The sequence below is a fragment of the Acidimicrobiales bacterium genome (genome assembly GCA_035547835.1).
Classification (GTDB): domain Bacteria; phylum Actinomycetota; class Acidimicrobiia; order Acidimicrobiales; family Iamiaceae; genus DASZTW01.
The window spans coordinates 325,889-349,134 of sequence record DASZTW010000007.1; the positions used below are offsets into that span (position 1 = coordinate 325,889).

Annotated in this window: 24 protein-coding genes and 1 tRNA gene; 3 read left to right on the plus strand and 22 right to left on the minus strand. The window is 69.9% G+C overall.

All coding sequences use genetic code 11. The features are described from left to right. Position 1: 1 nt before the first annotated feature. The 5 genes from gcvH to VHA73_08555 form a co-directional block, all read right to left on the minus strand. Positions 2-382, minus strand: coding sequence for a glycine cleavage system protein GcvH (gcvH, locus tag VHA73_08535; GenBank protein HVX18068.1), 381 nt, complete (start codon positions 380-382; stop codon positions 2-4). A gap of 95 nt (positions 383-477) precedes the next feature. Further along, the gene (locus VHA73_08540; protein HVX18069.1) at positions 478-2,964 is read right to left on the minus strand and encodes a sugar phosphate nucleotidyltransferase; all 2,487 of its coding nucleotides are present in this window, start codon (positions 2,962-2,964) and stop codon (positions 478-480) included. Between the two features lie 72 nt (positions 2,965-3,036). Next, positions 3,037-4,239: a thiolase family protein gene (locus VHA73_08545; protein ID HVX18070.1), complete on the minus strand. Its 1,203-nt coding sequence runs from the start codon at positions 4,237-4,239 to the stop codon at positions 3,037-3,039. Positions 4,240-4,252: 13 nt separating this feature from the next. Next, positions 4,253-4,648, minus strand: a complete 396-nt coding sequence (locus VHA73_08550; GenBank protein HVX18071.1) for an OB-fold domain-containing protein — start codon at positions 4,646-4,648, stop codon at positions 4,253-4,255. An 8-nt stretch (positions 4,649-4,656) separates the two neighbouring features. After that, the gene (locus VHA73_08555) at positions 4,657-5,265 is read right to left on the minus strand and encodes a CDP-alcohol phosphatidyltransferase family protein (GenBank protein ID HVX18072.1); all 609 of its coding nucleotides are present in this window, start codon (positions 5,263-5,265) and stop codon (positions 4,657-4,659) included. Between the two features lie 28 nt (positions 5,266-5,293). Here VHA73_08555 and VHA73_08560 point away from each other — a divergent pair, with 28 nt between their 5' ends. Next, on the plus strand, positions 5,294-5,719 hold the full coding sequence (locus VHA73_08560; protein HVX18073.1) for an HIT family protein: 426 nt from the start codon (positions 5,294-5,296) through the stop codon (positions 5,717-5,719). 120 nt (positions 5,720-5,839) lie between these two features. Here VHA73_08560 and VHA73_08565 read toward each other — a convergent pair whose 3' ends face one another. The 9 genes from VHA73_08565 to VHA73_08605 form a co-directional block, all read right to left on the minus strand. Beyond that, positions 5,840-6,535, minus strand: coding sequence for an SOS response-associated peptidase (locus VHA73_08565; GenBank protein HVX18074.1), 696 nt, complete (start codon positions 6,533-6,535; stop codon positions 5,840-5,842). 10 nt (positions 6,536-6,545) lie between these two features. Beyond that, on the minus strand, positions 6,546-8,225 hold the full coding sequence (locus tag VHA73_08570) for a phosphatidylglycerol lysyltransferase domain-containing protein (protein ID HVX18075.1): 1,680 nt from the start codon (positions 8,223-8,225) through the stop codon (positions 6,546-6,548). A 214-nt stretch (positions 8,226-8,439) separates the two neighbouring features. Next, positions 8,440-8,517, minus strand: a tRNA-Pro gene (locus VHA73_08575). Positions 8,518-8,541: 24 nt separating this feature from the next. Continuing rightward, positions 8,542-8,778 carry a hypothetical protein gene (locus VHA73_08580; GenBank protein HVX18076.1) on the minus strand — a complete coding sequence of 79 codons (237 nt, stop codon included), beginning with the start codon at positions 8,776-8,778 and terminating at the stop codon, positions 8,542-8,544. Between the two features lie 6 nt (positions 8,779-8,784). Further along, on the minus strand, positions 8,785-9,711 hold the full coding sequence (locus tag VHA73_08585) for a hydroxymethylglutaryl-CoA lyase (GenBank protein HVX18077.1): 927 nt from the start codon (positions 9,709-9,711) through the stop codon (positions 8,785-8,787). Then, positions 9,708-11,273: an acyl-CoA carboxylase subunit beta gene (locus VHA73_08590; protein ID HVX18078.1), complete on the minus strand. Its 1,566-nt coding sequence runs from the start codon at positions 11,271-11,273 to the stop codon at positions 9,708-9,710. Before VHA73_08590 ends, VHA73_08585 begins: the two co-directional genes overlap by 4 nt. Beyond that, the gene (locus VHA73_08595; GenBank protein ID HVX18079.1) at positions 11,270-12,352 is read right to left on the minus strand and encodes a PP2C family protein-serine/threonine phosphatase; all 1,083 of its coding nucleotides are present in this window, start codon (positions 12,350-12,352) and stop codon (positions 11,270-11,272) included. Before VHA73_08595 ends, VHA73_08590 begins: the two co-directional genes overlap by 4 nt. 158 nt (positions 12,353-12,510) lie before the next feature. Beyond that, on the minus strand, positions 12,511-13,839 hold the full coding sequence (gene der / locus VHA73_08600) for a ribosome biogenesis GTPase Der (GenBank protein ID HVX18080.1): 1,329 nt from the start codon (positions 13,837-13,839) through the stop codon (positions 12,511-12,513). After that, the gene (locus VHA73_08605; GenBank protein HVX18081.1) at positions 13,832-15,226 is read right to left on the minus strand and encodes a DUF512 domain-containing protein; all 1,395 of its coding nucleotides are present in this window, start codon (positions 15,224-15,226) and stop codon (positions 13,832-13,834) included. The genes der and VHA73_08605 overlap by 8 nt, the downstream gene beginning before the upstream one ends. 68 nt (positions 15,227-15,294) lie before the next feature. Here VHA73_08605 and ispH point away from each other — a divergent pair, with 68 nt between their 5' ends. Then, positions 15,295-16,335: a 4-hydroxy-3-methylbut-2-enyl diphosphate reductase gene (gene ispH / locus VHA73_08610; protein ID HVX18082.1), complete on the plus strand. Its 1,041-nt coding sequence runs from the start codon at positions 15,295-15,297 to the stop codon at positions 16,333-16,335. After that, the gene (locus VHA73_08615; protein ID HVX18083.1) at positions 16,313-16,777 is read left to right on the plus strand and encodes a hypothetical protein; all 465 of its coding nucleotides are present in this window, start codon (positions 16,313-16,315) and stop codon (positions 16,775-16,777) included. The genes ispH and VHA73_08615 overlap by 23 nt, the downstream gene beginning before the upstream one ends. A 15-nt stretch (positions 16,778-16,792) precedes the next feature. Here VHA73_08615 and VHA73_08620 read toward each other — a convergent pair whose 3' ends face one another. From VHA73_08620 to VHA73_08655, 8 genes are read right to left on the minus strand one after another with little or no spacing between them, the layout of a single operon-like run. Beyond that, on the minus strand, positions 16,793-17,527 hold the full coding sequence (locus VHA73_08620) for a lysophospholipid acyltransferase family protein (protein HVX18084.1): 735 nt from the start codon (positions 17,525-17,527) through the stop codon (positions 16,793-16,795). Continuing rightward, entirely contained in the window at positions 17,524-18,156 is a 633-nt protein-coding gene (gene cmk / locus VHA73_08625; protein HVX18085.1) for a (d)CMP kinase, read from the minus strand. Before cmk ends, VHA73_08620 begins: the two co-directional genes overlap by 4 nt. Further along, positions 18,153-19,487, minus strand: coding sequence for a 3-phosphoshikimate 1-carboxyvinyltransferase (gene aroA / locus VHA73_08630; protein ID HVX18086.1), 1,335 nt, complete (start codon positions 19,485-19,487; stop codon positions 18,153-18,155). Before aroA ends, cmk begins: the two co-directional genes overlap by 4 nt. A 6-nt stretch (positions 19,488-19,493) precedes the next feature. Next, a complete protein-coding gene (locus tag VHA73_08635) occupies positions 19,494-20,567 on the minus strand; it encodes a prephenate dehydrogenase/arogenate dehydrogenase family protein (GenBank protein ID HVX18087.1) in 1,074 nt (357 codons plus the stop codon). A gap of 12 nt (positions 20,568-20,579) precedes the next feature. Beyond that, positions 20,580-20,948: a chorismate mutase gene (aroH, locus tag VHA73_08640; GenBank protein ID HVX18088.1), complete on the minus strand. Its 369-nt coding sequence runs from the start codon at positions 20,946-20,948 to the stop codon at positions 20,580-20,582. A gap of 10 nt (positions 20,949-20,958) precedes the next feature. Continuing rightward, positions 20,959-21,768 (minus strand): pseudouridine synthase, encoded by an 810-nt coding sequence (locus tag VHA73_08645; GenBank protein HVX18089.1) that lies wholly within the window; start codon positions 21,766-21,768, stop codon positions 20,959-20,961. Then, positions 21,765-22,424, minus strand: a complete 660-nt coding sequence (gene scpB, locus VHA73_08650) for an SMC-Scp complex subunit ScpB (GenBank protein HVX18090.1) — start codon at positions 22,422-22,424, stop codon at positions 21,765-21,767. Before scpB ends, VHA73_08645 begins: the two co-directional genes overlap by 4 nt. A gap of 4 nt (positions 22,425-22,428) precedes the next feature. Beyond that, positions 22,429-23,214, minus strand: coding sequence for a ScpA family protein (locus tag VHA73_08655; GenBank protein ID HVX18091.1), 786 nt, complete (start codon positions 23,212-23,214; stop codon positions 22,429-22,431). Positions 23,215-23,246: the final 32 nt, after the last annotated feature.

Below are 23,246 nucleotides of genomic sequence, written 5' to 3' on the forward strand. Positions count from 1 at the left end.
CCTACCCCTCGATCAGCTGGCGGTAGCCGTCCGCGTCGAGCAGGCCGTCGACCGCAGCAGGCCCACCGACCTCGATCACGCACACCCAGCCTTCGCCGTAGGGATCCTCGTTCAGGCGCTCGGGTGTGTCCGCGAGGTCGGCGTTGACCTCGACCACGGTCCCCGCGACGGGTGCGTAGAGCTCCGACACCGACTTGGTGGACTCGATCTCGCCGATCTCACCGCCCGCCTCGACCGAAGCCCCGACGTCGGGAACCTGCACGAAGACCACGTCGCCCAAGGCGTCTTGTGCGTAGTCGGTGATCCCCACCCGCACCCGGTTGCCCTCGAGGCGCGCCCATTCGTGGTCCGACGAGTACCGAAGGTCATCGGGGATGTGCATGGCGCCGACGCTACCCCACCTGTCGAGGCCCTGCCCCGAGACCCCGCGCCGCCTCTACCTCGCCTTGAGGTAGAGAGAGCTGGGCTGCCGGCGCCTCAGCGGACGAGCTGGCGGATGCGGCGCGCGTACTCCTGTGCCAGGCGTCGTGCCTCCGCGTCGGAGTCGGCTTCGGCCCAAAGGTGCGTCACCGGCTCCTCCGTGTCGGGCAACGTGAGCACCCAGGCATCGCCGTGCCACACCTTCACCCCGTCGATCAGGTCGATCGGTCGGCCGCTCGACTGCTCCATGAGGCTGCGCATCACGAGCCCCTTGCGTTCCCATGGCGTCACCACCGTCTCGTGCACCATGTGCACGCGAGGTAGCGACGCCACCACCTCGCTGAGGCGGACCTGTTCCTTGGCGAGCAACTCGAGCAGCTTGACGAGCGCCGCAGCGGCGTCGAAAGCGGGCAGGAAGCCGGGCAGGATGAAGCCGCCTTCGGGACCCGCGGCAAAGCCGACTCGCTCCTCGCTGCTCGCGGCCATCAGTGCCGCCGTCGACGTCTTGGTCCACAACACGGTCACGCCTCGTGGCTTCACGAGGTCCTGGACACTGCGAGTGGTCGACACGGGCACGGCCACGTGGTCGCCGAGCAGGTGGCCGGACACCAGCGTGCACATCGCGAGCAGCGACTCGGTGTCGGTGAGGATGTGTCCTTCGTCGTCGACCAGCGTGAGGTGCTCGCCATCGGGGTCGAGCACCGCACCGACGTGAGCCCCCGAGGCCCGCACCACGCTCGCCACGTTCGCGGCGTGCTCGAAGCGGTCGAACCCGATCGTGCCGACGGTCGCGGCATACGGGTTGACGCCCAACACGTCGGCGCCCAACTTGGCCAAGACGTTGGGCATGACGAACGACGTGGAGCCGTAGCCGTAGTCGACCACGAGCTTGAGCCCCGCATCGGCGACCCGCGACACGTCGACCGTGTCGCACAACGCCTCGGTGTACTGCTCCAGGGCACGAGGCGGAAAGCCGATGTCGCCGATCTCGCCCGGCAGGACCCGGCGGTAGTCCTCGCGGTTGAACAGCCGTTCCACCTTGCGCTGGACGTCTTCGGACAGATCGAGACCGGCTTCATCGAAGAAGCGCACGATCACTGCCTGCGTGTCGCCTTGGACCAGACGGATCGTGACGCCGCCCGACGGCAGCGGCTGGTGCACCAGGAACCGGGTGACCGGCACCGGCGCGACCTCGAGGTCGAGCACGTTGACACCCGACGCGTTGAGGCCGGTCATCAGCGCACGTTTGAGCATGCGGCCCGAGCGGCTGGAGTCGCGCGACGCGATGACGGTGGCGTTCTTCTTCAACGTGGTGGCCCACGCCATGCCGACCCTCGCGGCGAGCTCGGGCGTGACATCGACGTTGGCCAGACCGGTGACACCGTGGCGGCCGAACAGGGAGCGGGCGCCCTTGGATTCCCAGATGATCGAGGAGTTGATGGTGGCGCCCGCCTCGACGGTCTTGAACGGGTACACCTTCACGCCGGTGCCGATGTGGGCGTTCTCACCCACGAAGCACTCGTCGCCGAGCACCGCTCCCTCGTCGCAGCGAGCACCGCGACGCAGGTCGCACGCCCGCCCGACCACGGAGCCGCGCAGCCGGACGGTCTCTCCGAGATACGCGTTGTCGTGCACGACTGCCCGCTCGAGATCGACGTCTCGCCGCACCCGCACGTTGGAGCCGAGCACGGTGTACGGACCGATCCGCGCGCCGGATTCCACGCGGCAGTAGTCGCCGATCACCGCGCTGCCCTCGATGATGGCCTCCGGGTGCACGTCGGCCCCCTCTCCGAGCCACACCCCCTGCCCGAGCTCGAAGCCCGGCACATCGAGATGAACTTTGCCGTCGAGCACGTCCTGGTGGGCCTTCACGTACGCCTCGAGCGTGCCCACGTCTTCCCAGTAACCCTCGCCGACCGCCCCGAACAGCGGCTCGCCGGCCTTCAACAGCGCCGGGAACACCTCACTCGAGAAGTCGACCGGCCGGTCGGCCTCGATGTACTCGAAGATCCGCGGCTCCAGCACGAAGATGCCGGTGTTGATCGTGTCGGAGAACACTTGACCCCAGGTGGGCTTCTCCAGGAACCGTTGGATGCTGCCGTCGGGGTTGGTGATGACGATCCCGAACTCCAGGGGGTTCTCGACCGCCACCAGGCCGATCGTCGCGAGTGCCCCGCGGTCGTCGTGGAACTCGACGATCTGTGTCAGGTCGATGTCGGTGAGGACGTCGCCGGAGATCACCAAGAAGCGCTCGTCGAGCTCCTCCATGGCGTTGCGGACCGACCCTGCGGTGCCGAGCGGGTTCTCCTCGATGGCGTACACCATCCGCACACCGAACTCGGAGCCGTCGCCGAAGTACGTGCGGATGGCGTTCGCCAAGTACGCGACCGTCACGACGATCTCGTCGACGCCGTGGTGGCGCAACAACGCCACGATGTGCTCCATCATCGGCCGGTTGGCCAGCGGGAGCATCGGTTTGGGCACGTTGGACGTGAGCGGGCGGAGACGGGTCCCTTCTCCGCCCGCCATGATCACGGCCTTCATGGGGTCGACCTTAGGTCAGACAGCCGCCGTCGCCCGGCGGCCGGTCCGTTGATCCTCGGGCCGACGGGTTGGTCAAGCGGCGGACTTCTCCAAGATGTGCACGCCGCACGCCGAGCCCAGCCCGATCACGTGTGCCAGGCCGACTTTGGCGCCCTCGATCTGACGGTCACCGGCCTCGCCACGAAGGTGGTGGCAGACCTCCCAGATGTTCGCGATGCCCGTGGCCGCGATCGGGTGGCCCTTCGACTCGAGGCCGCCGGACACGTTCACCGGCGTCTTGCCGTCGCGGAACGGCGCGCCCGACTCGAAGAAGTCGACCGCGCCGCCCTCCTCGCAGAGCCCGAGGTTGTCGTAATGGACGAGCTCGGCGGTCGCGAAGCAGTCGTGCAACTCGACGAGATTGAGGTCTTCGGGGCCGACGCCCGCCTGCTCGTACGCCTGCTTGGCGGCCAGCTTCGTGAGCGTGTTGACGTCGGGCAGGATCTGGCATCCGTCGGACCAAGGGTCCGAGGTGAGGATCGACGCGGACACCTTCACGGCACGTCGCTGCTGCTCCTTCGAGAGCTTCTTGAGCGCCGAGTCGCTGATCACCACCGCTGCCGCCGCGCCGTCGCAGTTGGCCGAGCACATCGGCCGGGTGTTCGGGTAAGCGATCATCACGTCGCCCATGATCTGCTCGAGCGTCATCTTCTTGTTGTAAGCCGCCAGCGGGTTCAGCGTGCTGTGCAGGTGGTTCTTCTCGCTGATGCGGGCGAACAGCTCGAAGCTCGTGCCGCCGTACTTGTGGCCGTACTCCATGCCGATCTGCGCGAACACACCGGGCATGGTCTCGGTGCCGATGCGACCGTCGATGGGGGCCACCGCACCAAGCCGACCGTGCGGCTCCCAGGTGTCGCTGTCCGCCTTGCGGCTGCCGCCGGCCAACAAGCCTGCGCCCGCGAGCTTCTCGACACCGACCGCGAGGCCCATGTCGCACTCGCCGGCCTTGATCGCCATGATCGCCGTGCGCAGCGCCGTCGCGCCCGTGGCGCACGCGTTCGCCACGTTGTACACGGGGATGCCGGTCTGGCCGATCTGCTTTTGGAGTTGCTGGCCGATGCCACCGCCGGCCGCCATCAGGTTCCCTGCGGCGAGCACGCCCATCTGCTTCATGGTCACGCCACCATCGGCCAGCGCGGCACGGGCGGCTTCCGCAGCGAGGTCGACGGTGTCGAGCTCGGGGTGCTTGCCGAACTTGGTCATGTGGATCCCGAGGATCCAGACGTCTTCAGCCATCGTCATGCTCCCTTCAGGCCGCCGGCTCGAAGCCGTAGCCGATCGCTTCCGTGCCTGCGCTGTCGGTGCCGACCAGCGTCGTGGTCAGCTTGACCCTCATCCCGAGCGACACGTGCTCGGGGTCGGGCTCCACGTTGAGCAGGTTGCCGCGAACCTTCGTCCCGTCGCAGTCGACCAAGGCCGCCACATAGGGAACGGGAACGCCCGGTGCGGCGAACGCCACGATCGTGTAGGCGAGCACCTCGCCGTCCGTGCTCACGTCGACGGTCTTGAACTGGTCGCCTTCGCACGAGGCGCACGCGTTCCGCCGGTCGAAGTACCGGGCGCCGCACGACGTGCACTCGTGAGCCACGAGGTGCGGCTGGTCCCCCAGCACCAGGTAGTCGACCAACGGGATCTGGTCTGCCATCTCTCCCCCTATGGAGTCGCGGCTCGTCCTTCGGCCAGGGCCTTGCGGCCCAGTGGGATATACATCAGCGCAGCGAGGTAGCTGAGCACCAATCCGGGGATGGCCGTGCACCACGCGAGCACGCCGAGTGCATCGGCATAGCTGAGGCTGCTGTGGCTGCCGAGGAACGACGGGAACGCCATCATCAGGGCGAACGTACCGGCTTTGCCGAACCAGATGACGTCGATGCGGCGCGCGCCGCGGGCCGCCAGCGCCAAGGTGGCCAGTGACACCGCGGCCTCCCTCGCGAGCACGAGGATGCCGATCCACAGCGGCGCCGAGCCGTCGACGAGGATCGCGCTGATCCCTACGAAGAACAGCAGGCGGTCGGCCACCGGGTCGATGATCTTGCCCAGCGTCGACACTTGGTCGAAGTGTCGGGCGATGTAGCCGTCGGCGAAGTCGGTGATGCCGAGCACCGCCAGCAGCCAGCCGGCCGCCGCACGGTTGTCACGCCCGAACAGCAAGTACAAGAAGATCGGCAGGCAGCACAGCCGCCCGAACGTGATCAAGTTCGGGACGGTGAGGATGCGGTCCTCGCCCGCGGCGGCCGGGTCGAGGGCGGTCGCTTGCTCCACGGGCCGGCAGCCTACGATCCGAAACCGTATGACGACGATCTTCACCCGCATCATCGACGGGGAGCTCCCCGGCCGGTTCGTCTGGCGCGACGAGCAGTGCGTGGCGTTCCTCACCATCGCGCCGCTCGCGCCCGGTCACACGCTCGTCGTGCCTCGACGCGAGATCGACCACTGGCTCGACCTCGATCCCGAGGCGGTGGCGCACCTCATGGCCGTCACGCAACACGTCGGGCGTGCCCAGATGGCCGCGTTCCGGCCCGCGCGCGTGGGGGTGATCATCGCAGGGCTCGAAGTCCCCCACGTCCACGTGCACGCGGTGCCGTTCCACTCGGAGTCCCAGCTGAGCTTCGCCAACGCCGACGCGGCCGTGGCACCCGAGGCGCTCGACAAGGCCGCCGATCAGCTCCGTGCGGCCCTGCGGGCGGCCGGACGCCCCGAGGTCGCCGACACCTGACACCGTCGCGGTCGCCACATCCGCTTCCGCGCGGAAGATCCCACCGTCGCGGTCGCCACACCCGCGTCCGCGCAGAAGATCCCACCGTCGCGGTCGCAAGTCACGCGCGGAACGGGAACGTCAGACGGCGTCGATGAGCTCGGCGCCGTCGTTGCGCACGTTGTTGACTTGCGTCGACACCGGGTGCACCACCAGCAGCGCCGGTGGGGCCGGCACCAGGAACTGACCGAGCGCCTCGAGGTCGTCGAAGGTGGGGTCGAGCCAGCGGTCCCACGCCGTGGCCGGAAGGATCACGGGCATGCGGTCGTGGATGGGCGCCATGGTCTCGTTGGGCGCACACGTGATGATCGTGGTCGACCGCAGCCGCGCCGACTCGTCGTAGCTGCCGTCGGCCTTCTTCGGGGCCCACCGCTCCCACAGGCCCGCGAACGCAAGTGGCTCACCGTCGGACCGCTCGATGAACATCGGCTGCTTGGTGCGCTGACCCGGGATCTTCTTCCACTCGTAAAAGCCCGTGGCGGGGATCAGGCAGCGGCGCTTGGCGAAGGCCTTGCGGTAGACGGGCTTGTCGGCGAGCGTCTCGGCGCGGGCATTGATCATGCGGTTGCCGGCCGACGGGTCCTTCGCCCACGGCGGCACGAGCCCCCAGTGGAACGCATCGAGATGGCGGGCCTCGCCGTCGCTCGTGACCACGTAGACGTCCCGGGTGGGCGCGACGTTGTAGCTGGGTTCGAGGGCGCGCTCCGCCACCAGCTGCGCGGAGAAGTACTGGGCGAGCTCGTCAGGTGGCGCCGCCGAGACGAATCGTCCACACATCGGCCCGACGTTATCGACCAGCCCGCGGCAGCGAGCGAAGGATCTCTCGGGAGCGGCGGGCCAGTGCGGCGGAGCCGAACGGGATCTCGAGGCCGAACTCGGCCTGCACGGCCGCCAGCGCCACCCAGCCGAGGTCGACCCAGGATCGCAGCACCACACTGCGAGGGACCCACTCGGGCCGGAACTTGTTGTTGAACCGGTACAACGACTCGACCTTGATGTAGCGGTCCAGACGATGGGCGCCCCAGTAGCCGACTCGCTCCACGATCGTGCGATCCTCGGTCTCGAACAACGTGCGGAACGCCGCGAAGTTCATCGACACCCAGGTGGTGCCCCGAGCCCGCGCCCACTCGATGACGTCGACGATCATCCGCTCGTTCACGCCGTTCGGAGCGTCGTGCGACCGGACCATGGTGTCGAGCGACAGCACCCGTCCACCACCCGTCGGCGCGAACCGTTGGAAACCGACCGCGTTCCCGTCGGCATCGCGAGCGGTCACGACCACGCACTCAGGCCAGTCGCCGGTGAGCACGTGGTCGAGGTTCATCGAAAAGCCCCGCTCTCCTTCCCCACCCCACAAACGGTGGGCAAGCGCCAGGAGCCCGGCCCGCTCGGCCGACGGCACCTCGCCCTCGCGGCGGATCTCGGTGGTGACGCCGAAGTTGCGGGACCGTTGCACCGCTTGGCGTACGTTGCGCATCCGGGGCGTGTCGAGGCGGAACTCCCGAGGGTCGACGGCGGCTTCGTCGCCGATCCCGATGGTGACCAGCCCTCGAGCGCGCCACAGGTGGGCACGGTCGCCGCGGGCTCCGATGCCAGCCGGACGCCAGCCGCTCTCGTGGCACTTCTCGAGGAACGACTCGACGGCCTCGTCGAAGGCCGCGGGATCGCCGACCGGGTCGCCGCCGAACAAGGCGACGCCCGACACCACCCGGTAGCCGATGGCCGCCCGGCCGTCGGGACTGAACGCATACACCTTGTCGTGGCGGAGCGCGAACGGAGTGAGACCGTCGGCGCTCGGCGCGCCAGCCAGGGCCTCCGCCTGACGCCAGTCGGCCGCGTCGACCTCGGGTCCCGCGTGTGGCGCCAAGATCACCACCGACACCGCCAACACGATCAGTGCAGTGCTGGCCAACAGCAGGTCACCCAAGCGCCCCGTTCCGCCCGCCAGGTGCGTGAGCCCGCCGTCGGCGCCCACGAGTGCACCCCCTGCCGCCCGGACCGCATGCCCGAGGGCCGGGCGTCCCCCCGTGGCGGGGTGGCGCCACCAAACCCACGCGGTGGTGGCGCCGGCCATCGTGACGACGATGCCGAGCGCCGCGACCAGTGCCGGCTGCACCCGACCTGCATCCGGCTCCACGGGGCTCGCGTCGCGTGTGGCCACCAGCACCACGCCGATCGCGAGACCGGTGAGGGCGAGCACCCGGTGTGGATGCGAGCCGACGGCGTTCACCAGCGCGCCGACGAAGACCACGACCGCGAGGGCCCGATGTGCCAGCCAGCGCTGGAGCAGCACGCCGCGACCGAGCACCACGAACTGGATGCCGATGATCATCGCCGCGAGCCGATGGTCGGTGAGCGAGGTCGGCACGGCCAGCCGGGCGACAAGGGGGACAGAGGCCCACTGCCGCTCCCCCGCCGTCGCGACGACGAGGCCCAGCGAGACGGTGGCCACCGAGATGACGCGCACGATGACGAGGCGACCGTCCAGGCTGCGTTGCGGTGTCGTGTGTGGCAATGGTCCCTCCGGGGCCCGGACCGCCCGGCACTCACCCGTCTCGTCCCGAGACGCTATCGGCAGGGCGCGCCGACCAGGTGGGATGTCCGCGCCACGGCGCCGTCGCGGATCGACCGTGCCCGAAATGGCGAGAGCCGGCCCCTGCGGACCGGCTCTGACCTGCGTGTGGTCGGGCTGAGAGGATTCGAACCTCCGACCTCTTGACCCCCAGTCAAGCGCGCTAACCAAACTGCGCCACAGCCCGAGGTGAGGCGGTCACCTTACCGCCTCACAAGTGGTGGCTGAGCCAACCGATCCCCTGCACGAGGCGCCAGCCGAGGTAGATGACGAGCGCGACGACGAGGACCCAGAAGTGCCAAGGGACCGGGCGTTTCGCATCGTCGCCGTCGCCGGCCCGATCGGCAGGGCCCGGCCGATCGAGGTGCTCACCGCAGGTGGGGCACGTCCCTGCCGGGGTGACCGAGTCGGCGTCGTAGAAGCGGTTGCAACCGTCGCACCAGGGCATGGTGGCTCAGCCGTGCTGCGCCGTGACCAGGCGGGTGCGAGGGCCCGCGACCGCCACCCGGCTGGGCACGGGGTGGCCGAGGAGCTCGCCAGCGAACGAGGCCGCGTCGCACAGACGCTCGATGTCGAACCCCGACGCCACTCCCAAGTCGTCGAGCAGGGCGACCAGCTCCTCGGTGGCGACGTTGCCGGTGGCCCCGGCTGCGAACGGCGACCCGCCGAGCCCCCCGACCGACGTGTCGAAGCGGCGAACCCCGCGCAGCAGCCCCGCGTACGCGTTCACCAGTCCCGTGCCCCGGGTGTCGTGCAAGTGGAGGCCGACGTCGGATCCGGTGCGATCGAGCAGCTCGTGTACCCGACGCGGCGTGGCCATGCCAGTGGTGTCGGCGTACGTGACGCAGGCACAGCCCGCAGCCAGGAGACGGCTGCCGAGCTCGGCGACCTGCGCAGGGGGCAGATCGCCCTCGTACGGCGACCCGAACGCGCACGAGACCACCGCGTCGACCGGGACCGACGAGCCGGCGGCGAGCCCCGCGATCTCCCCCACCACCACCTCGGACTCCTCGGGCGTCATGTGGACGTTGCGCTCGTTGTAGGCAGGGGACGCCGAGATGGTGACCGTGAGCTCGTCGACCTGTTCGGCCAGCGCCAACTCCGCGCCACGCACGTTCGGCACCAGGGCGGCGATGCGAACGCCCTCGGGGCGGGCGATGCGCGCCAGCACCTCCGCCGCGCCTGCCATCGCGGGCACCACACGGGGCGACACGAACGCCACGGCTTCGACGTGGGTGGCGCCGGCCCCGACCAAGGCATCGATCAACGCAACCCGTTGGTCGACGGTCACGGGCCGCTCGGGTTGGAGGCCGTCGCGAGGGCCGACCTCGCGGAGGTCGACGGAGGTCGGCAGCGCCTCGGTCATGCGCGCCGTGGTCATACAGGTGGGACGCCGTGACGGCGGTCGGAGAAGTGGCGGTCCTTGCCGGCCGCCAGCTCGAAGCGGCGGATCAGCTCGTCGCGGAGGTCGGCGGGCTGGACCACGGCATCGATGATGAGATCGGAGGCGAGCCGCAACAAGTCGACGTCCTCCTCGTAGATCGCGCGCTGCTCCGACACGAAGGCGGCCCGTTCGTCGGGGTCGTCGATCGCCTCGATCTTGTTGGCGTACACGGCGTTGATCGCCGCTTCGGGGCCCATCACCGCGATCTTCGCGGTCGGCAGCGCGATGGTGGCTTCGGGCTCGAACGCAGGCCCGGCCATGGCGTACAACCCGGCGCCGTACGCCTTGCGGACCACGACGCACACCTTGGGCACCGTCGCCTCGCTCACGGCCGTGACCATCTTGGCGCCGTGACGGATGATGCCCTCGCGCTCCACTTGCGTCCCGACCATGAAGCCGGGCACGTCGGCGAGGAACAGCAGCGGGATGTTGAACGCGTCGCAACACCAGATGAAGCGCGCGGCTTTGTCGGCCGAGTCGACGAACAGCACCCCGCCTTTCGTCGCCGGGTTGTTCGCCACGACGCCGACGGGGCGGCCGTCGAGCAAGCCGAGGCCGCAGATCAACTCCGGCGCGAACAACGCCTTCAACTCGAAGAAGCTCTCGGCGTCGACGAGCGCGTCGATCACCTGGTGCATGTCGTACGCGACCTGCTCCTCGACCGGCACGAGGTCGGTGTCGAAGGAGCGCGCGGGCCCAACCGATGCGTACTCCGGCGGGCGCTCCCGCCACGACTGCGGGAAGTACGTGAACCACGCTCGGGCCTGCGCGATCGCGTCGGCGTCATCGACCGCCAAGTTGTCGCCGCACCCCGACACGGTGGCGTGCATCCGGGCGCCGCCCATCTCCTCGAGCGTGGTGTGCTCACCGATCACCATCTGCGCCATCCGGGGCGAGCCGAGGTACATCGACGCGTTGCCCTCGACCATGATCACGATGTCGCAGAAGCTCGGGATGTACGCGCCGCCGGCCGCCGACGGTCCGAACAAGCAGCACACCTGCGGCACCCGCCCGCTGAGCTTCACTTGGTTGTAGAAGATCCGCCCGGCACCGCGACGCCCCGGGAACAGCTGCACCTGGTCGGTGATCCGGGCGCCAGCCGAGTCGACGAGCCAGAAGATCGGCAGCTCGTGTCGCAGCGCGTGCTCGGTGAGACGGACGATCTTCTCGACCGTGCGTGCGCCCCAGGACCCGGCCTTCACGGTGGGATCGTTGGCCATCACGCACACCGGGCGCCCCTCGATGCGGCCCACGCCGGTCACCACGCCGTCGGCCGGCAGGTCCTGCGCGGTGGCATTGGCGAGCAGTGCGTCCTCGACGAAGGACCCGGGGTCGACCAGCAAGTCGAGACGGTCGCGGACGAACAGCTTGTGCTGGAGCTCGAGTTTCGCCGCGCCGCGCTCCAAGTTGCCGCGCCGCGCGCGATCGGCCGCGTCGGCGAAGGACCGGTCGCGGTGCGAGCCGCCGACTTGTGCGCTGGTGCCCGCGTCGGTGCTCATGAGCGGCGCACGACCATGATCGCCACGTCGTCGCTCAGCGCCGCGCTGGAGAAGTCCTTGGCAGCTTCGAGCAGCGACTTGCACAGCACTTGCGGCTCGGCTCCGGGGTCGCGACGCAACGTGTTGGCGATCCGCTCCTCCCCGAAGAACTGGTCGCCGTCGCGGGCCTCGGAGAGCCCATCGGTGTACATGAGGGTGGTGTCGCCGGGCTCCAACGGGATCTCACGGCTGTAGAACGTGCCGTCCGGGTCGAGCATGAGCAGCGGGCCCGTCGAGCGGAGCGGGCGCACCTCGCGGTCGTGCCAGAGCCACGCGGCGGGATGGCCGGCCGACGCGTAGCGCAACGTGCCAGCCGTGATGTCGAACACCACGACGGCGCACGAGATGAACTCCTCACCCCGCTCCAACGTGAACAGCTGGCGGTTGAGCTCCTCGAGCGCCTGCGCCGGGTCGCGGTACTGGCGCAGGAACACGCGCAGCAGGTGCTTGGCCTGAAAGGCCGTGATCGACGAGTCGATGCCGTGCCCGGTGACGTCGCCGATCACCGCTGCCACGCGGCTCGGGGCCAGGCGCAGCACGTCGTAGAAGTCGCCGGCCATCATCCCGGTGCCCGGCTGGTACACCCGCCCGATCGCGAACCCGTCGATGACCGGCAGCTCCTCAGGGGCCAGGCGGGCGGCCCACCTTCGGGGGGCGAGGTCTTCTTGGGTCAGGACCTCTTCGGCGCGCCGCTCGAGCGTGAGGCGGTCCTCTGACAGCCGCGCCGCCCGCACGAAGTCGCGGGCGAACACCAACGAGACCGCCACGGGCACCAGGACGAGCACGAACGTCGACACCGTCCAGCGGTGCAAGGCGATGGCGCCGATGCCGAACGAGATCGCCAAGGCGCCGTACAACAGGGTCGCGTGCAGCTCCTTGCGGAACGACGACCTCGCGAGCACCGTGGGCTCGGCAGCCGGACCGAAGTCGCCTTCGATGCGGCGCCACGTGCGGTGGTGCTGGCGGGCGGATCGGCCCCAGACCAAGACCGCGGCCAGGCACGAGACGGCCACCGCCGCCAAGATCAGGCGTTCCACCATGAGGCCGTCCATGCTACCGCCGGCACGAGACCGCCCCCGGCCCCGAGCGTTGCGTGCCCAGGGCGCCCCCGTGACCCCAACTGCTCACCGCAGGGTGGGTTGTGCCGGCCCGAGGTGGTGGGCGGGGCTGGTTGGCCTGCCCTGGTCGGCGGGGCTGGTCAGTCGGTGCGCTTGCGGACCCGCAACTTGATCGGCGTCTGGCCGAGGTCGAACGCGTCGCGGATGCGGTTCTCGAGGAACCGGAGGTACGTCCGGGGCAGCTCCCGGTTGGCGAAGAGCGTGAAGGTGGGCGGGTCGGTGGCGCCCTGTGTGGCGTACAGCACCCGCGCTCCGCCAGGAGCCGGGTGGGCTTGTTGGGCGAGCGTGATCACCTCGTTGACCTGCCGGGTGGGGATGCGCCGCCGGTACTCGTCGACCACGCCTGACAGCGCAGGCAGCACTTTGTGCACCCCTTTGCCCGAGAGCGCGCTGGTCTTCACCACCACCGCCCGTCCCAGGAACGCGAGCTTGCGCTCGACGTCGGCTTGGACCAGCGCCCGTGCCTCGGCGTCGAGCAGCTCCCACTTGTTCAGCACGACGATCACCGGGCAACCCGCACCCTCGACCCGTTCCGCCAGCCGTTGGTCCTGGTGGGTGACGCCTTCGGTGGCGTCGATCAACAACAAGGCGACGTCGGCGGAGTCGACGGCCTGCAAGGCCCGGACCAGCGAGAAGTACTCGGTGCCCTGGTCGATGCGGCTCCGGCGACGCATCCCCGCCGTGTCCACGAACCGCAACGGACCGCCCGGGGTCTCGATGACCGTGTCGATCGTGTCGCGGGTGGTGCCGGGCATGTCGTGCACCACGGACCGCTCGTCGCCGATGAGCCGGTTGAACAGCGTGGACTTCCCGACGTTGGGGCGCCCGACCAGCGCCACCGACAAGACGTCGCGAGCGCGGCGAGCCGCCTCGCCGTCGGCAGCGGGCTCGGGCGCCTCGACAGGCGCGGGCAGCAGCGCGACGAGGGCGTCGAGCGCGTCGCCGGTGCCCCGGCCGTGCAGCGCACTGACCGCCACCGGCTCGCCGAGCCCGAGGCGCACGAAGTCCCAGATCAGCGGTTCGCGGTTCGTGTCGTCGACTTTGTTGACCAGCAACAGGACCCGTTTGCCGCTCCGACGCACCATCGACGCTGCACGGTCGTCTTCTTCGGTGACGCCGATGGACGCATCGACCACGAACAGCACCACGTCGGCGTCGAGCACCGCCCGCTCGGACTGCTGGGACACCTTGGCGTCGAGGTGGTCGCCGCCGGGCAGCCACCCGCCCGTGTCGACGAGGACGAAGTCGCGGCCGTTCCACTCGGCCTCGACCTCTTTGCGGTCACGGGTGACGCCAGGTCGTTCCTCGACGATCGCCTCGCGTCGGCCGACCACCCGGTTCATCAAGGTGGACTTGCCGACGTTGGGGCGGCCGACGATCGCGACGACCGGGACGCGCTGGTCAGGCATCGCCGGGTGTCCAGCCCGGTTGCAGCAGGCGGCGCAGCGCGATGCCGTCGGTGGGCACGACCTCGACCGGCCGTGGGAGATCGGCAGGCGTGGTGCCGTCGAGGAAGCGCCCACCGGTGAGGCAGACGTCGGGCAACACGTACCGGTGACCGGCCGGTTGGTCGGCCAACACCCGGGCGATGTCGTCGCCGACCATCAGGCCCGCCACGCCGGTGTTGCCGCCGAAGTACCGGTTGTCGATGGCCACGACCCGTAAGTCGGCGCGGTCGAGGCCGTCGATCAGCGGGCCGAGGATGCGGGCGCCGTACGGACCGGTGAGGATCGCGAGCGGCGCGCCGGGCCGCGGGCCGATGCGCAGCCCCTCGACTGCCCTGTCATCGCCGCAGGTCCTGGCGGCCCGGTAGCCCTCGGCGGGGGCACCGTCGACCGAGTGGAAGAAGCCCGTCTGCACGCCCGTGGCGCGCTCGACCCGGCCCAGGAACTCCGCTTCGAACGTGCGGGCCATCCCGACGCCGTCCTCGTGCATCGGAAAGCCTTCGTATGTCTCGGCGGAGGGAAAGGGCTGGTCGGCCAGCAGGTAGTACTCGTCGGCGGCGAACACCAGCCGTCGACCGAGCGCTCGGAAGTACACGTCTTGCCAGTCGTGGACCGTCTGCACGACAGCCGCCGCCTCGTCGCGGGTGTGCGGCCGCATGCGTGTCTCGGGGTTGAAGCGGCTCACGCCGAGAGGCACCACGCACAACGTCGCGAGCTCCGGGTACTGGTCCAAGACGCCGCTCAACGTGTCGTCGAGGACCGAGCCGTCGTTCAAGCCCGGGCAGCAGACGATCTGGCCGTGCACCTCCACGCCGGCGTCGAGCAGCGCACGCAGCCACCGAAGGCTCGTGGCGCCGCGGCGGTTGCGCAGCATCATCGAACGCACGTCGGGGTCGGTGGCGTGGATGCTCACGTGCAGCGGCGACAGACCTTCGCTGACCACCCGTTCGAGATCGGCCTCGGTGAAGCGGGTCAGCGTGGTGAAGTTCCCGTACAGGAAGCTCAGCCGGTAGTCGTCGTCCTTCAAGTACAAGCTGCGCCGCAAGCCTTTCGGCAGCTGGTAGATGAAGCAGAACTCGCAGTGGTTGTCGCACGTGCGGACCTGGTCGAACACGGCGGAGTGGACCTCGGCGCCGAGCGGCTCGCCTTCCGGCTTGGGCACCACCAGCGTGTAATCGACCCCGCCGCGACGGATCTCGAGTTCGGGGTCGGCCCGGTCGACGAGCTGATGCCACTCGAGCACGTCACGTGGGCTGGTGCCCTCGACGCCGAGGACCTCGTCGCCAACGGCCAGACCAGCGCGCGCGGCCGCGGACCCGTCCGCGACGGCGACGATGCTGGGCGCGGGCATCCGTCAAGGGTACCGGCCCGCATCGCCGAATCGCGAAGTGGCTGAGACCGCCGTTACCGTGGAGGGCCGTGACCGATGTCGACCTCGTGCTGCTGGCCGCACCCCGCGGCTTTTGCGCCGGCGTGGAGATGGCCATCAAGGCCCTGGCGTGGATGGTCCGGGCGTTCGACCCGCCCGTGTACTGCTACCACGAGATCGTCCACAACCAGCTGGTGGTGCAGCACTTCCGCGACTTGGGCGTGGTGTTCGTCGACGACATCAGCGAGGTACCCGCCGGCCGGCCCGTGATGCTCTCGGCGCACGGCTCGGCGCCCGAAGTCGTCGAAGCGGCCCGCGCTGCCGGCGGCTACGTGGTCGACGCCGTGTGCCCGCTGGTCACCAAGGTGCACCACGAGGTCAAGACCCGTGCGAGCAAGGGCTACCAGATCGTGTACGTGGCCCACGAAGGGCACGAAGAAGCCGAGGGCACGATCGCCGAGGCACCCGAGGCCATCCACCGCGTCGAGACCCTCGCCGAGGTCGAGGCGCTACCGGAGTTCGAAAGCGAGACACCGGTGGCCCTGGTCGCGCAGACCACGCTCAGCCACCGGGACTGGGCGGGCATCGCCAGCGCGGCCAACGACCGCTTCCCGCAACTGTGGATGCCGAACCGCAGCGACTTGTGCTTCGCCACCACCAACCGCCAAGCCGCGCTCGACGAGATCGCTCACCACTGTGATGCCGTGGTCGTCATCGGCTCGGCCAACTCCTCGAACACGAGGGCGCTCGAGAAGCTCGCCCGCGAGGCCGGCTGCCCCCGAGTGCTGCGGATCAACGGCCCTGAGGAGCTTCCCGACGATTTGTCGGGCACCGTCGGTGTCACCGCCGGCGCATCGGCCCCCGAGCAGGTCGTGCAAGCCGTGATCGATCGCCTGGCGCCGACCAACGGCGTCGAAGAAGTGCGCTTGCGTGACGAGGAGGAGTACTTCCCGCCGCCGCGCAACCTCCGCGAGCTCATCGGGGGGATCGATGCAATCGCCACGTTCACACTCGGCGGATCGGTCCCCGACCGGCCGGCGTTGAACGACCGATCCGTGCACGCGAGCGATGTGCTCGCGAGCCTCACTTGAGCTCGCCACTGCGGCCGGCGCCATGTTGGACATCCACGTCGGGACCGTACGCGTCTTCATCCACGTGCTCGCCGCCACCGTGTGGGTCGGAGGGCAGATCACGCTGGCCGGCATGGTGCCCGCCATGCGCAAGCTCGGGCCCGACGCCACCAAGGCCGCGGCCCGGGCATTTCAGCGCATCGCCTGGCCGGCATTCGCGGCGCTGATCGCGACAGGCATCTGGAACGTTGCGGTGCAAGCCGACCTGCACAAAGGTGACACCGCCTGGTGGACGACGCTGTTCGTGAAGCTGGTCATCGTGGCCGCATCGGGGATCTCGGCGGGTGTCCACGCCGGCACCTCGAACCGCAAGGCGCTCGCCATCGGCGGAGCGGTCGGTGGCCTCACGGCCCTGGCCGCCGTCTTCTTCGGCGTGCTGCTGCACGGCACCACGTTCCACTGACCAAGGGACGCACCACTAGGACTCCGGCGTGTTCGGCGTGCCGGCCAGCGCTTGTGCCTCGTCGAACTGTGCTTGCACCGCTGCGGCGAGCAGCTCGGTCTGCCGGCGCACCGATGAGCGGCGCACCACGCCCGACGCCGCGCGCTCGGGCGCGGACAGCGGCGGTCCGATCACCACCACGACTCGCCGCGGCTTGGGGAACTTGGACCCTTTCGGCATCGCCGCTTCGGAACCGCCGATGCCGACCGGCACGATCGGCACACCCGTGCGGGCCTGCACGAAGGCCGCTCCGTCGAAGCACTCGTGGATGCGCGGACCGGTCTGACGGGTGCCCTCGGGGAACAGCACCAGCGGCTCACCCGCCCCGACGACCGCCACGCAGGCCTTCAGTGAGTCGCGATCGGGTGTGCCACGGTGCACCGGGATGGCACCCAGCGCATCCCAGATTCGCCCCCACGCGCCCTTCCAGATCGTGTCCTTGGCCAGGAACCGCATGCGGCGGGTGACCACGCTCGACACCAGCGCGAAGTCGAGGTTCGACCGGTGGATCGGGGCGAGTACGAACGGCCCCTCGGGAAGGTGCTCCCTGCCACGGATCTCGAGCCGGAACCACAGCCGGCAGAGCCCGAAGATCAGGCGCCGGATGAAGGTGTAGAACCGCATCTCGCCGCGGGACGGCGGTGTGTCGGCGGGCCGGGACTGGTGCACCCGTCGCGCACGCCGGCCGAGCTCGCCCTCCGGCTCGCTCACGGCAGCAACCGCACGACCGCGTCGACGACGCCGCCGACGTCGAGGTCGGTGGTGTCGATGACGACCGCGTCGGGGGCGACGGAGGTCGGTGAGTCGGTGCGGCCTTCGTCGAGCGCGTCGCGGCGAGCGAGATCTGCGGCCACCGTCTCGTACTCCAAGTCGCGGACCTCACCGGCACGCCGCGCCGCGCGGACGCCAGCGTCGGCCGTGAGAAACACCTTCAGATCGGCGTCGGGGAACACGACCGACCCGATGTCGCGACCCTCGGCCACGCCGCCCCCCTTGCTTGCCATCCACTCACGCTGGCGCCGACGCATCTCTTTGCGCACTCGCGGGTTGGAGGCCACCGCGCTCACGGCGCGGGTCACTTCGGGTCCCCGGATCGCAGTGGTTGCGTCGACGCCTTCGACGGTGACGCGATCGGGGCCCACGTCGAACTCGACCTGCTCGGCCACGGCGGCGACATCGTCGGCGTCGGCAGGGTCCATGCCTCTCCGCAGGACCGCGAACGTGACCGATCGGTACATGGCGCCGGTGTCCAGGTACGCGAGGTCGAGCCGAGCGGCGACCGCCTTGGCCACGGTCGACTTCCCCGACCCGGCGGGGCCGTCGATGCAGATGACGGTCATCGGGCCGTGAGCCTACCTGGCGGCCGTAGCGACTCGAGGACCGCGAAGTACTCGGGGAACGTCTTGGCCACACACCCCGGATCCGCGATCTCGATCCCCGGGCTGACCAGGCCCAGCAACGCGAAGGACATCGCCATGCGGTGATCGTCGTACGTACGCACCACCCCAGGTCGCGGCGTGCCCGGCTCGACCGTGAATCCGTCGTCGTGCTCGTGCGCGGTGATACCAAGGCGCCCCAGCTCCGCCACGACCGCGCCGATCCGGTCCGTCTCCTTGCGACGGATGAATCCAATGCCGTCCATCCGGGTGGGACCGGTGGCGTGCACCGCGACGACGGCCAGTGTCTGCGCGGTGTCCGACATGGAACCGATGTCGACTTCGATGCCGGCCAGATCGCCACCGAGCGAGACCGCAGTGGATCCACCCTCGCGTTCCACCGTGGCGCCCATGGCGCCGAGCACGTCGGCAAAGCCGACGTCGCCCTGCAGCGACGACGATCCGAGCCCCTCGACCACGACTCGCCCGCGCGTGAGCGCGGCCGCCGACCACAAGTACGAGGCCGCGGTGGCGTCGGGCTCGATGTCGTACTTGCCGGTGGACGAGCCCGCGTAGCCGCCCGGCGCCACCACGTAGCGAGCGCCCGGTTCCTCGTTCACCTCGGCGCCGAACGCTCGCATCACGGCCAGCGTGAGCTCGACGTACGGCCTGGACACCAGCGGCGTGGTGAGCTCGATCACCAGACCACCGGGTAGGCACGGTCCCACCAGCAGCGCACCTGATAGCGACTGGCTCGTGGCGTCACCGGCCATGCGGAGGCGGGCGGGACCCCGAGGCTCCCGCGGAGGTGTGATCGCGGCAGGCAGGGGGTCGGCGCCGACCGGAGCGACCGACGCGCCGAGCTGGGTCAGCGCGTCGAACGTCGCATCGAGCGGCCGGGCTCGCATCGCGGGCGAGGCATCGAGGTGGTACGTGCCGCGACCCAGCGCCAATGCCGAGGCGACGAACCGGGTCGTCGTGCCGGACAACCGTCCGTCGAGCGCACGAGGCCCTGGGGCCAGCTCGCCGCCGCCGCCGTGCACGACCACCTGGTCGTCGCCGGGCGCGCCCTCGATGTCGATCCCGAGCGTGCGGAGCGCCGCCACCATGGCCTCGGTGTCGTCCGACCACAACACACCGCTCAGCTCCGTGGTGCCCCGGGCGAATGCGGCGCACAGCAGCGCCCGGTTGGTGATCGACTTCGAACCAGGCGGACGGACCACGGCGTCGATCGGGCCGGCGAACGGCTGGATCTCGTAGGGGTCCGGCAGCGTGGTGGGGTCGGCGAGATCCATCGGCGGCTACTCCAAGGAACGGAGTGCCGGACGGTACCCGAGCTCGACGAGGCCCTCGCGGAAAGCTTCCGCTTTCGACGAGTCCACGAGCACCACGACCACACCTGCGTCGCCTTCGCTCGAATGGGCGAGGTCGACGTCGGCGATGTTGACCCCCAGCTCGGTGGCAAGCGTGGTCACCTCGGCGATGACCCCGACGCGGTCGGCCACCGGCACCCGCAGCTCGGCCACCTCGGAGAGATCGCTCACCCGCGACGGCAGGTTGCGCCGTGCCGCCTGGGCTTCCGTCAGCGCGTGGAGGAGGCCGTCGCGGTCGGACCTCGCCACCGTGTCGCGCAGCTCACCCAGCGAGGCGATGAGGCTGTCGATCACGGTGCAGATCGCGTCGCGGTTCTCCGCGCAGATGTCCGGCCAGATCGACGGGCTACCGGCGGCGATCCGGGTCATGTCGCGGAACCCACCCGCCGCGAGCCGCAAGAGGGGTTGGTGCTCCTCCGCCCGGGCAGCGGCGAGGCGCATCATCGCGGTTGCCGTCAGGTGCGGCACGTGCGACACCACCGCGACCAGGTCGTCGTGGCGTTCGGGCGCCAGCGCGATCACCTCGGCGCCGAGATCGCTCACCACCGAGCGCACCAAGGCGTAGCACTCCGGGTCGGTGTGCGCGACCGGGGTCAGGACCCACACGGCACCTTGGAACAGGTCGGGATCGGCACCGTCGACACCGAGCTGCTCCGACCCGGCCATTGGGTGGCCGCCGATGAACCGTCCCCCGCCGACGGCGCCGACGATCCCCGCTTTCACCCCGCCGACGTCGGTGACCGCGCCCTGCGTCGTGTCGAGGCTGGCCTTCGCCAGGGCCGGGATGGCCCCGACCGGGGCCGCGACGAACGTGATGGTCGCGTCGGGATCGCTCCCGATCGAGTCGAGCGCACCCAGTTCCAGTGCCCGGCCGGCGACCGCTGGATCCAGGTCGGTGCCGGACACGTGCCAACCCCGGGCACGCAGCGCCAGACCGATCGAGCCGCCGATCAGACCACAGCCGACGATGTTGGCGTGGCGCCGGGACAAGTCGAGATTCACGATCGTGGCTCGTCAGGCTGGGAGATCGTCGCGCAGGTCACGGGCACCTTCGAGGTACACGTGGTGCAGCTCGCTGCGGGTCCGCTCCGTCTCGAGGTGGGCCATCACCCGGATGCAGCGCGCCTTGCCGCCCTCGATGTCGAGCTCGCGGGCGCAGATCAACGGCACGTCGCCGAGCCCGATCGAGCGGGCCGCCGTGGCCGGGAACGTCGAGTGCAGGTCATCAGTGGCAGTGAACAAGATGCTGACCAGGTCGTCGTGGTCGACGCCGTTGCGGTCGAACATCTCGCGCAGCAGTGCCACGACCCGCTTCTCGATCTCCTCAGGCGTGTCGTGATCGACGGTGGTGGCCCCACGGAGCGCTCGGACGGACTTCGGCATCCGTGGAACCCTACCGGTCCTCCTCGCCGCCCCGATCCGGGTTCTCAGGGCCTGACCACTCCTGGCCCGACCAAATCCGCCCCGGTCGCGTGGGCAACCCGGCCGTGGCACGCTCGAGCGAACGCCGCTCCTCGTCGGTGAGGAGCCGCCACTCCCCTGGCGCGAGCCGCGGGTCGGTGACCGAGCCGATGCGCGTGCGCACCAACCGCACCACGGGGTACCCGATGGCCTCGCACATGCGCCGGACCTGACGGTTGCGGCCTTCGTGGATGACCAAGCGCACCATGCCGGGGCCCGGGTGGCCGACTTTCGCAGGTGCGGTGCGCCCGTCATCGAGATCGACCCCTTCGCGCAGCCGACGCAAGGCGGACGGGCTCGGGTCGCCGTCGACGTGCGCGAGGTACTCCTTTTCGACGCCGAAGCTCGGGTGGGTGAGCCGGTGGGCGAGCTCACCGTCATTGGTGAGCAACAACAGGCCTTCGGTGTCGAAGTCGAGACGACCGACCGGGAAGACGCGCGGCTCGGAGGGAACGAGGTCGACCACTTTGGGGCGACCTTGCGGATCGTCGGCGGTCGTGACCACGCCGACGGGTTTGTTGAGCAGGTAGTAGACGTCGTCGGACCGCACGGACACGGGCGCCCCGTCGACCTCGATCCGGTCACGCTCGACATCGACCCGCCGACCGAGCTCGGCCAGCTCGCCATTGACCTTCACGCGGCCGTCGATGATCAGCTCCTCGCAGGCCCGGCGGCTGCCGAGGCCGGCGCGGGCGAGCACCTTCTGGAGGCGCTCCGCGCCACCGCCCTCGGCCCGGATCACCGCTCCGGCTCGCCGCCGGGCGAATCGCCGCCGTCGTCCGAGTCGTCCGAGAGCCGCTCACCCGGAGGCTCGGCGCGCAAGCCGTGCTCGAGCGCCTCGACGACGTCGGCGTCGGGGATGAACCCGGCCAGGGGCGGAAGGTCCGACACGTCGTCGATGCCGAGCCGCTCGAGGAAGGCGCTCGTGGTGCCGTACAAGACGGCCTGGCCCGGACCCGGATCGCGGGCCACTTCCTCGATGTAGCCACGCTGTTGGAGCGTGCGCATCACCCCGTCGACGTTGACGCCGCGGATCGCGGACACCTGCGCCCGAGAGAGCGGCTGCTTGTAGGCCACGATGGCCAGTGTCTCGAGCGCGGCGGCGGACATGCGAGAACCCTGACCCTCGAGCACATAGCGCTCGACGTACGGTGCCAGGTCGGGATGGGTCTGGAAGCGGTAGCCGCCGGCCACCCGCACGAGCTGGAAACCGTGCCCACGCGCTTCGTAGCGCTCGGCCAGCGCCGCGCACAGCTCCTCGATGCGGTTGGTCGGAAGTTCGATCAGCTGGCCGAGCAGCTGCGGCTCGACCGGTTGCTCGGCCACCATCACGAGCGCCTCGATCGCCCGTAGCGCCTCGGTCTCGTGCTCGGGCAGGTCGCCCAAGTCGATGGTCATGCCCTCAGCCGTCGTACGCGTCGACCGTGGCGAGATCGAGCACCGAGGCGTCGTCGTCGGCCACGCCGATCCATTGGATCGACAGCTCGCCACAGGTCGACGACTGGTGCAGGTCGACCAGGCCCCGCTTGTACAGCTCGAGGACGGCCAGGAAGCGCACCACGACTTCGAGCCGCTCGGCGAACGACGAGGTGAGCGAGCGGAAGGTGATCTGGCCCACGCGAGGCAGCTCGTCGGCCAGCTCGATGACCGCGTCGGTCACGCTCGCCCGGATCGGGGCGACGTGGTCGAGGTCGATGCGTGGTTGCAGCTTCGGTGCCGATGCCCGCAGGTAGGCCGCGCGGAGATCCTCGGGCCCGACGCCGGCAAGCAGGTCCGGGGTGAGGTCCAAGAAGCGCTCGTCGAGCCCGACCATGCGCGGCACGGACCGCCCGGCAACTTCGGCCAGCTTGGCGAGCACGACCGCCGCGTCCTTGAAGGTCTTGCACTCCACGAGACGGGCGAGCAGCAAGTCGCGCTCCTCCCACAGCGACAGCTCGTCATCGAGGTCGAGGTCGCCGGCGCCGGGCAAGAGGCGCTTGCTCTTCAGCTCGACGAGCGTGGCCGCGATGAGCAGGAACTCGGTGGCGATCTCGAGGTCGAGGGCTTCCATCTGGTCGAGCGCCGCCAGGTACTCATCGACGATGCGCACCAGCGACACTTCGTACAGATCGACCTGCTCGCGCAAGATCAGGTGCAACAGCAGGTCGAACGGTCCGGCGAAGACCGCGGTCTGGACCTCGTACGCCATGGACCACATGCTAGTTGCACGGTTGTAGTTCG

What these genes read in the sequence shown, in the direction of transcription:
- gcvH (HVX18068.1), bottom strand. Translation starts at nt 382, where the DNA reads ATGCACATCCCCGATGACCTTCGGTACTCGTCGGACCACGAATGGGCG.
- VHA73_08540 (HVX18069.1), bottom strand. Translation starts at nt 2,964, where the DNA reads ATGAAGGCCGTGATCATGGCGGGCGGAGAAGGGACCCGTCTCCGCCCG.
- VHA73_08545 (HVX18070.1), bottom strand. Translation starts at nt 4,239, where the DNA reads ATGGCTGAAGACGTCTGGATCCTCGGGATCCACATGACCAAGTTCGGC.
- VHA73_08550 (HVX18071.1), bottom strand. Translation starts at nt 4,648, where the DNA reads ATGGCAGACCAGATCCCGTTGGTCGACTACCTGGTGCTGGGGGACCAG.
- VHA73_08560 (HVX18073.1), top strand. Translation starts at nt 5,294, where the DNA reads ATGACGACGATCTTCACCCGCATCATCGACGGGGAGCTCCCCGGCCGG.
- VHA73_08565 (HVX18074.1), bottom strand. Translation starts at nt 6,535, where the DNA reads ATGTGTGGACGATTCGTCTCGGCGGCGCCACCTGACGAGCTCGCCCAG.
- VHA73_08580 (HVX18076.1), bottom strand. Translation starts at nt 8,778, where the DNA reads ATGCCCTGGTGCGACGGTTGCAACCGCTTCTACGACGCCGACTCGGTC.
- VHA73_08585 (HVX18077.1), bottom strand. Translation starts at nt 9,711, where the DNA reads ATGACCACGGCGCGCATGACCGAGGCGCTGCCGACCTCCGTCGACCTC.
- VHA73_08590 (HVX18078.1), bottom strand. Translation starts at nt 11,273, where the DNA reads ATGAGCACCGACGCGGGCACCAGCGCACAAGTCGGCGGCTCGCACCGC.
- VHA73_08595 (HVX18079.1), bottom strand. Translation starts at nt 12,352, where the DNA reads ATGGTGGAACGCCTGATCTTGGCGGCGGTGGCCGTCTCGTGCCTGGCC.
- der (HVX18080.1), bottom strand. Translation starts at nt 13,839, where the DNA reads ATGCCTGACCAGCGCGTCCCGGTCGTCGCGATCGTCGGCCGCCCCAAC.
- VHA73_08605 (HVX18081.1), bottom strand. Translation starts at nt 15,226, where the DNA reads ATGCCCGCGCCCAGCATCGTCGCCGTCGCGGACGGGTCCGCGGCCGCG.
- VHA73_08615 (HVX18083.1), top strand. Translation starts at nt 16,313, where the DNA reads ATGTGCTCGCGAGCCTCACTTGAGCTCGCCACTGCGGCCGGCGCCATG.
- cmk (HVX18085.1), bottom strand. Translation starts at nt 18,156, where the DNA reads ATGACCGTCATCTGCATCGACGGCCCCGCCGGGTCGGGGAAGTCGACC.
- aroA (HVX18086.1), bottom strand. Translation starts at nt 19,487, where the DNA reads ATGGATCTCGCCGACCCCACCACGCTGCCGGACCCCTACGAGATCCAG.
- aroH (HVX18088.1), bottom strand. Translation starts at nt 20,948, where the DNA reads ATGCCGAAGTCCGTCCGAGCGCTCCGTGGGGCCACCACCGTCGATCAC.
- scpB (HVX18090.1), bottom strand. Translation starts at nt 22,424, where the DNA reads ATGACCATCGACTTGGGCGACCTGCCCGAGCACGAGACCGAGGCGCTA.
- VHA73_08655 (HVX18091.1), bottom strand. Translation starts at nt 23,214, where the DNA reads ATGGCGTACGAGGTCCAGACCGCGGTCTTCGCCGGACCGTTCGACCTG.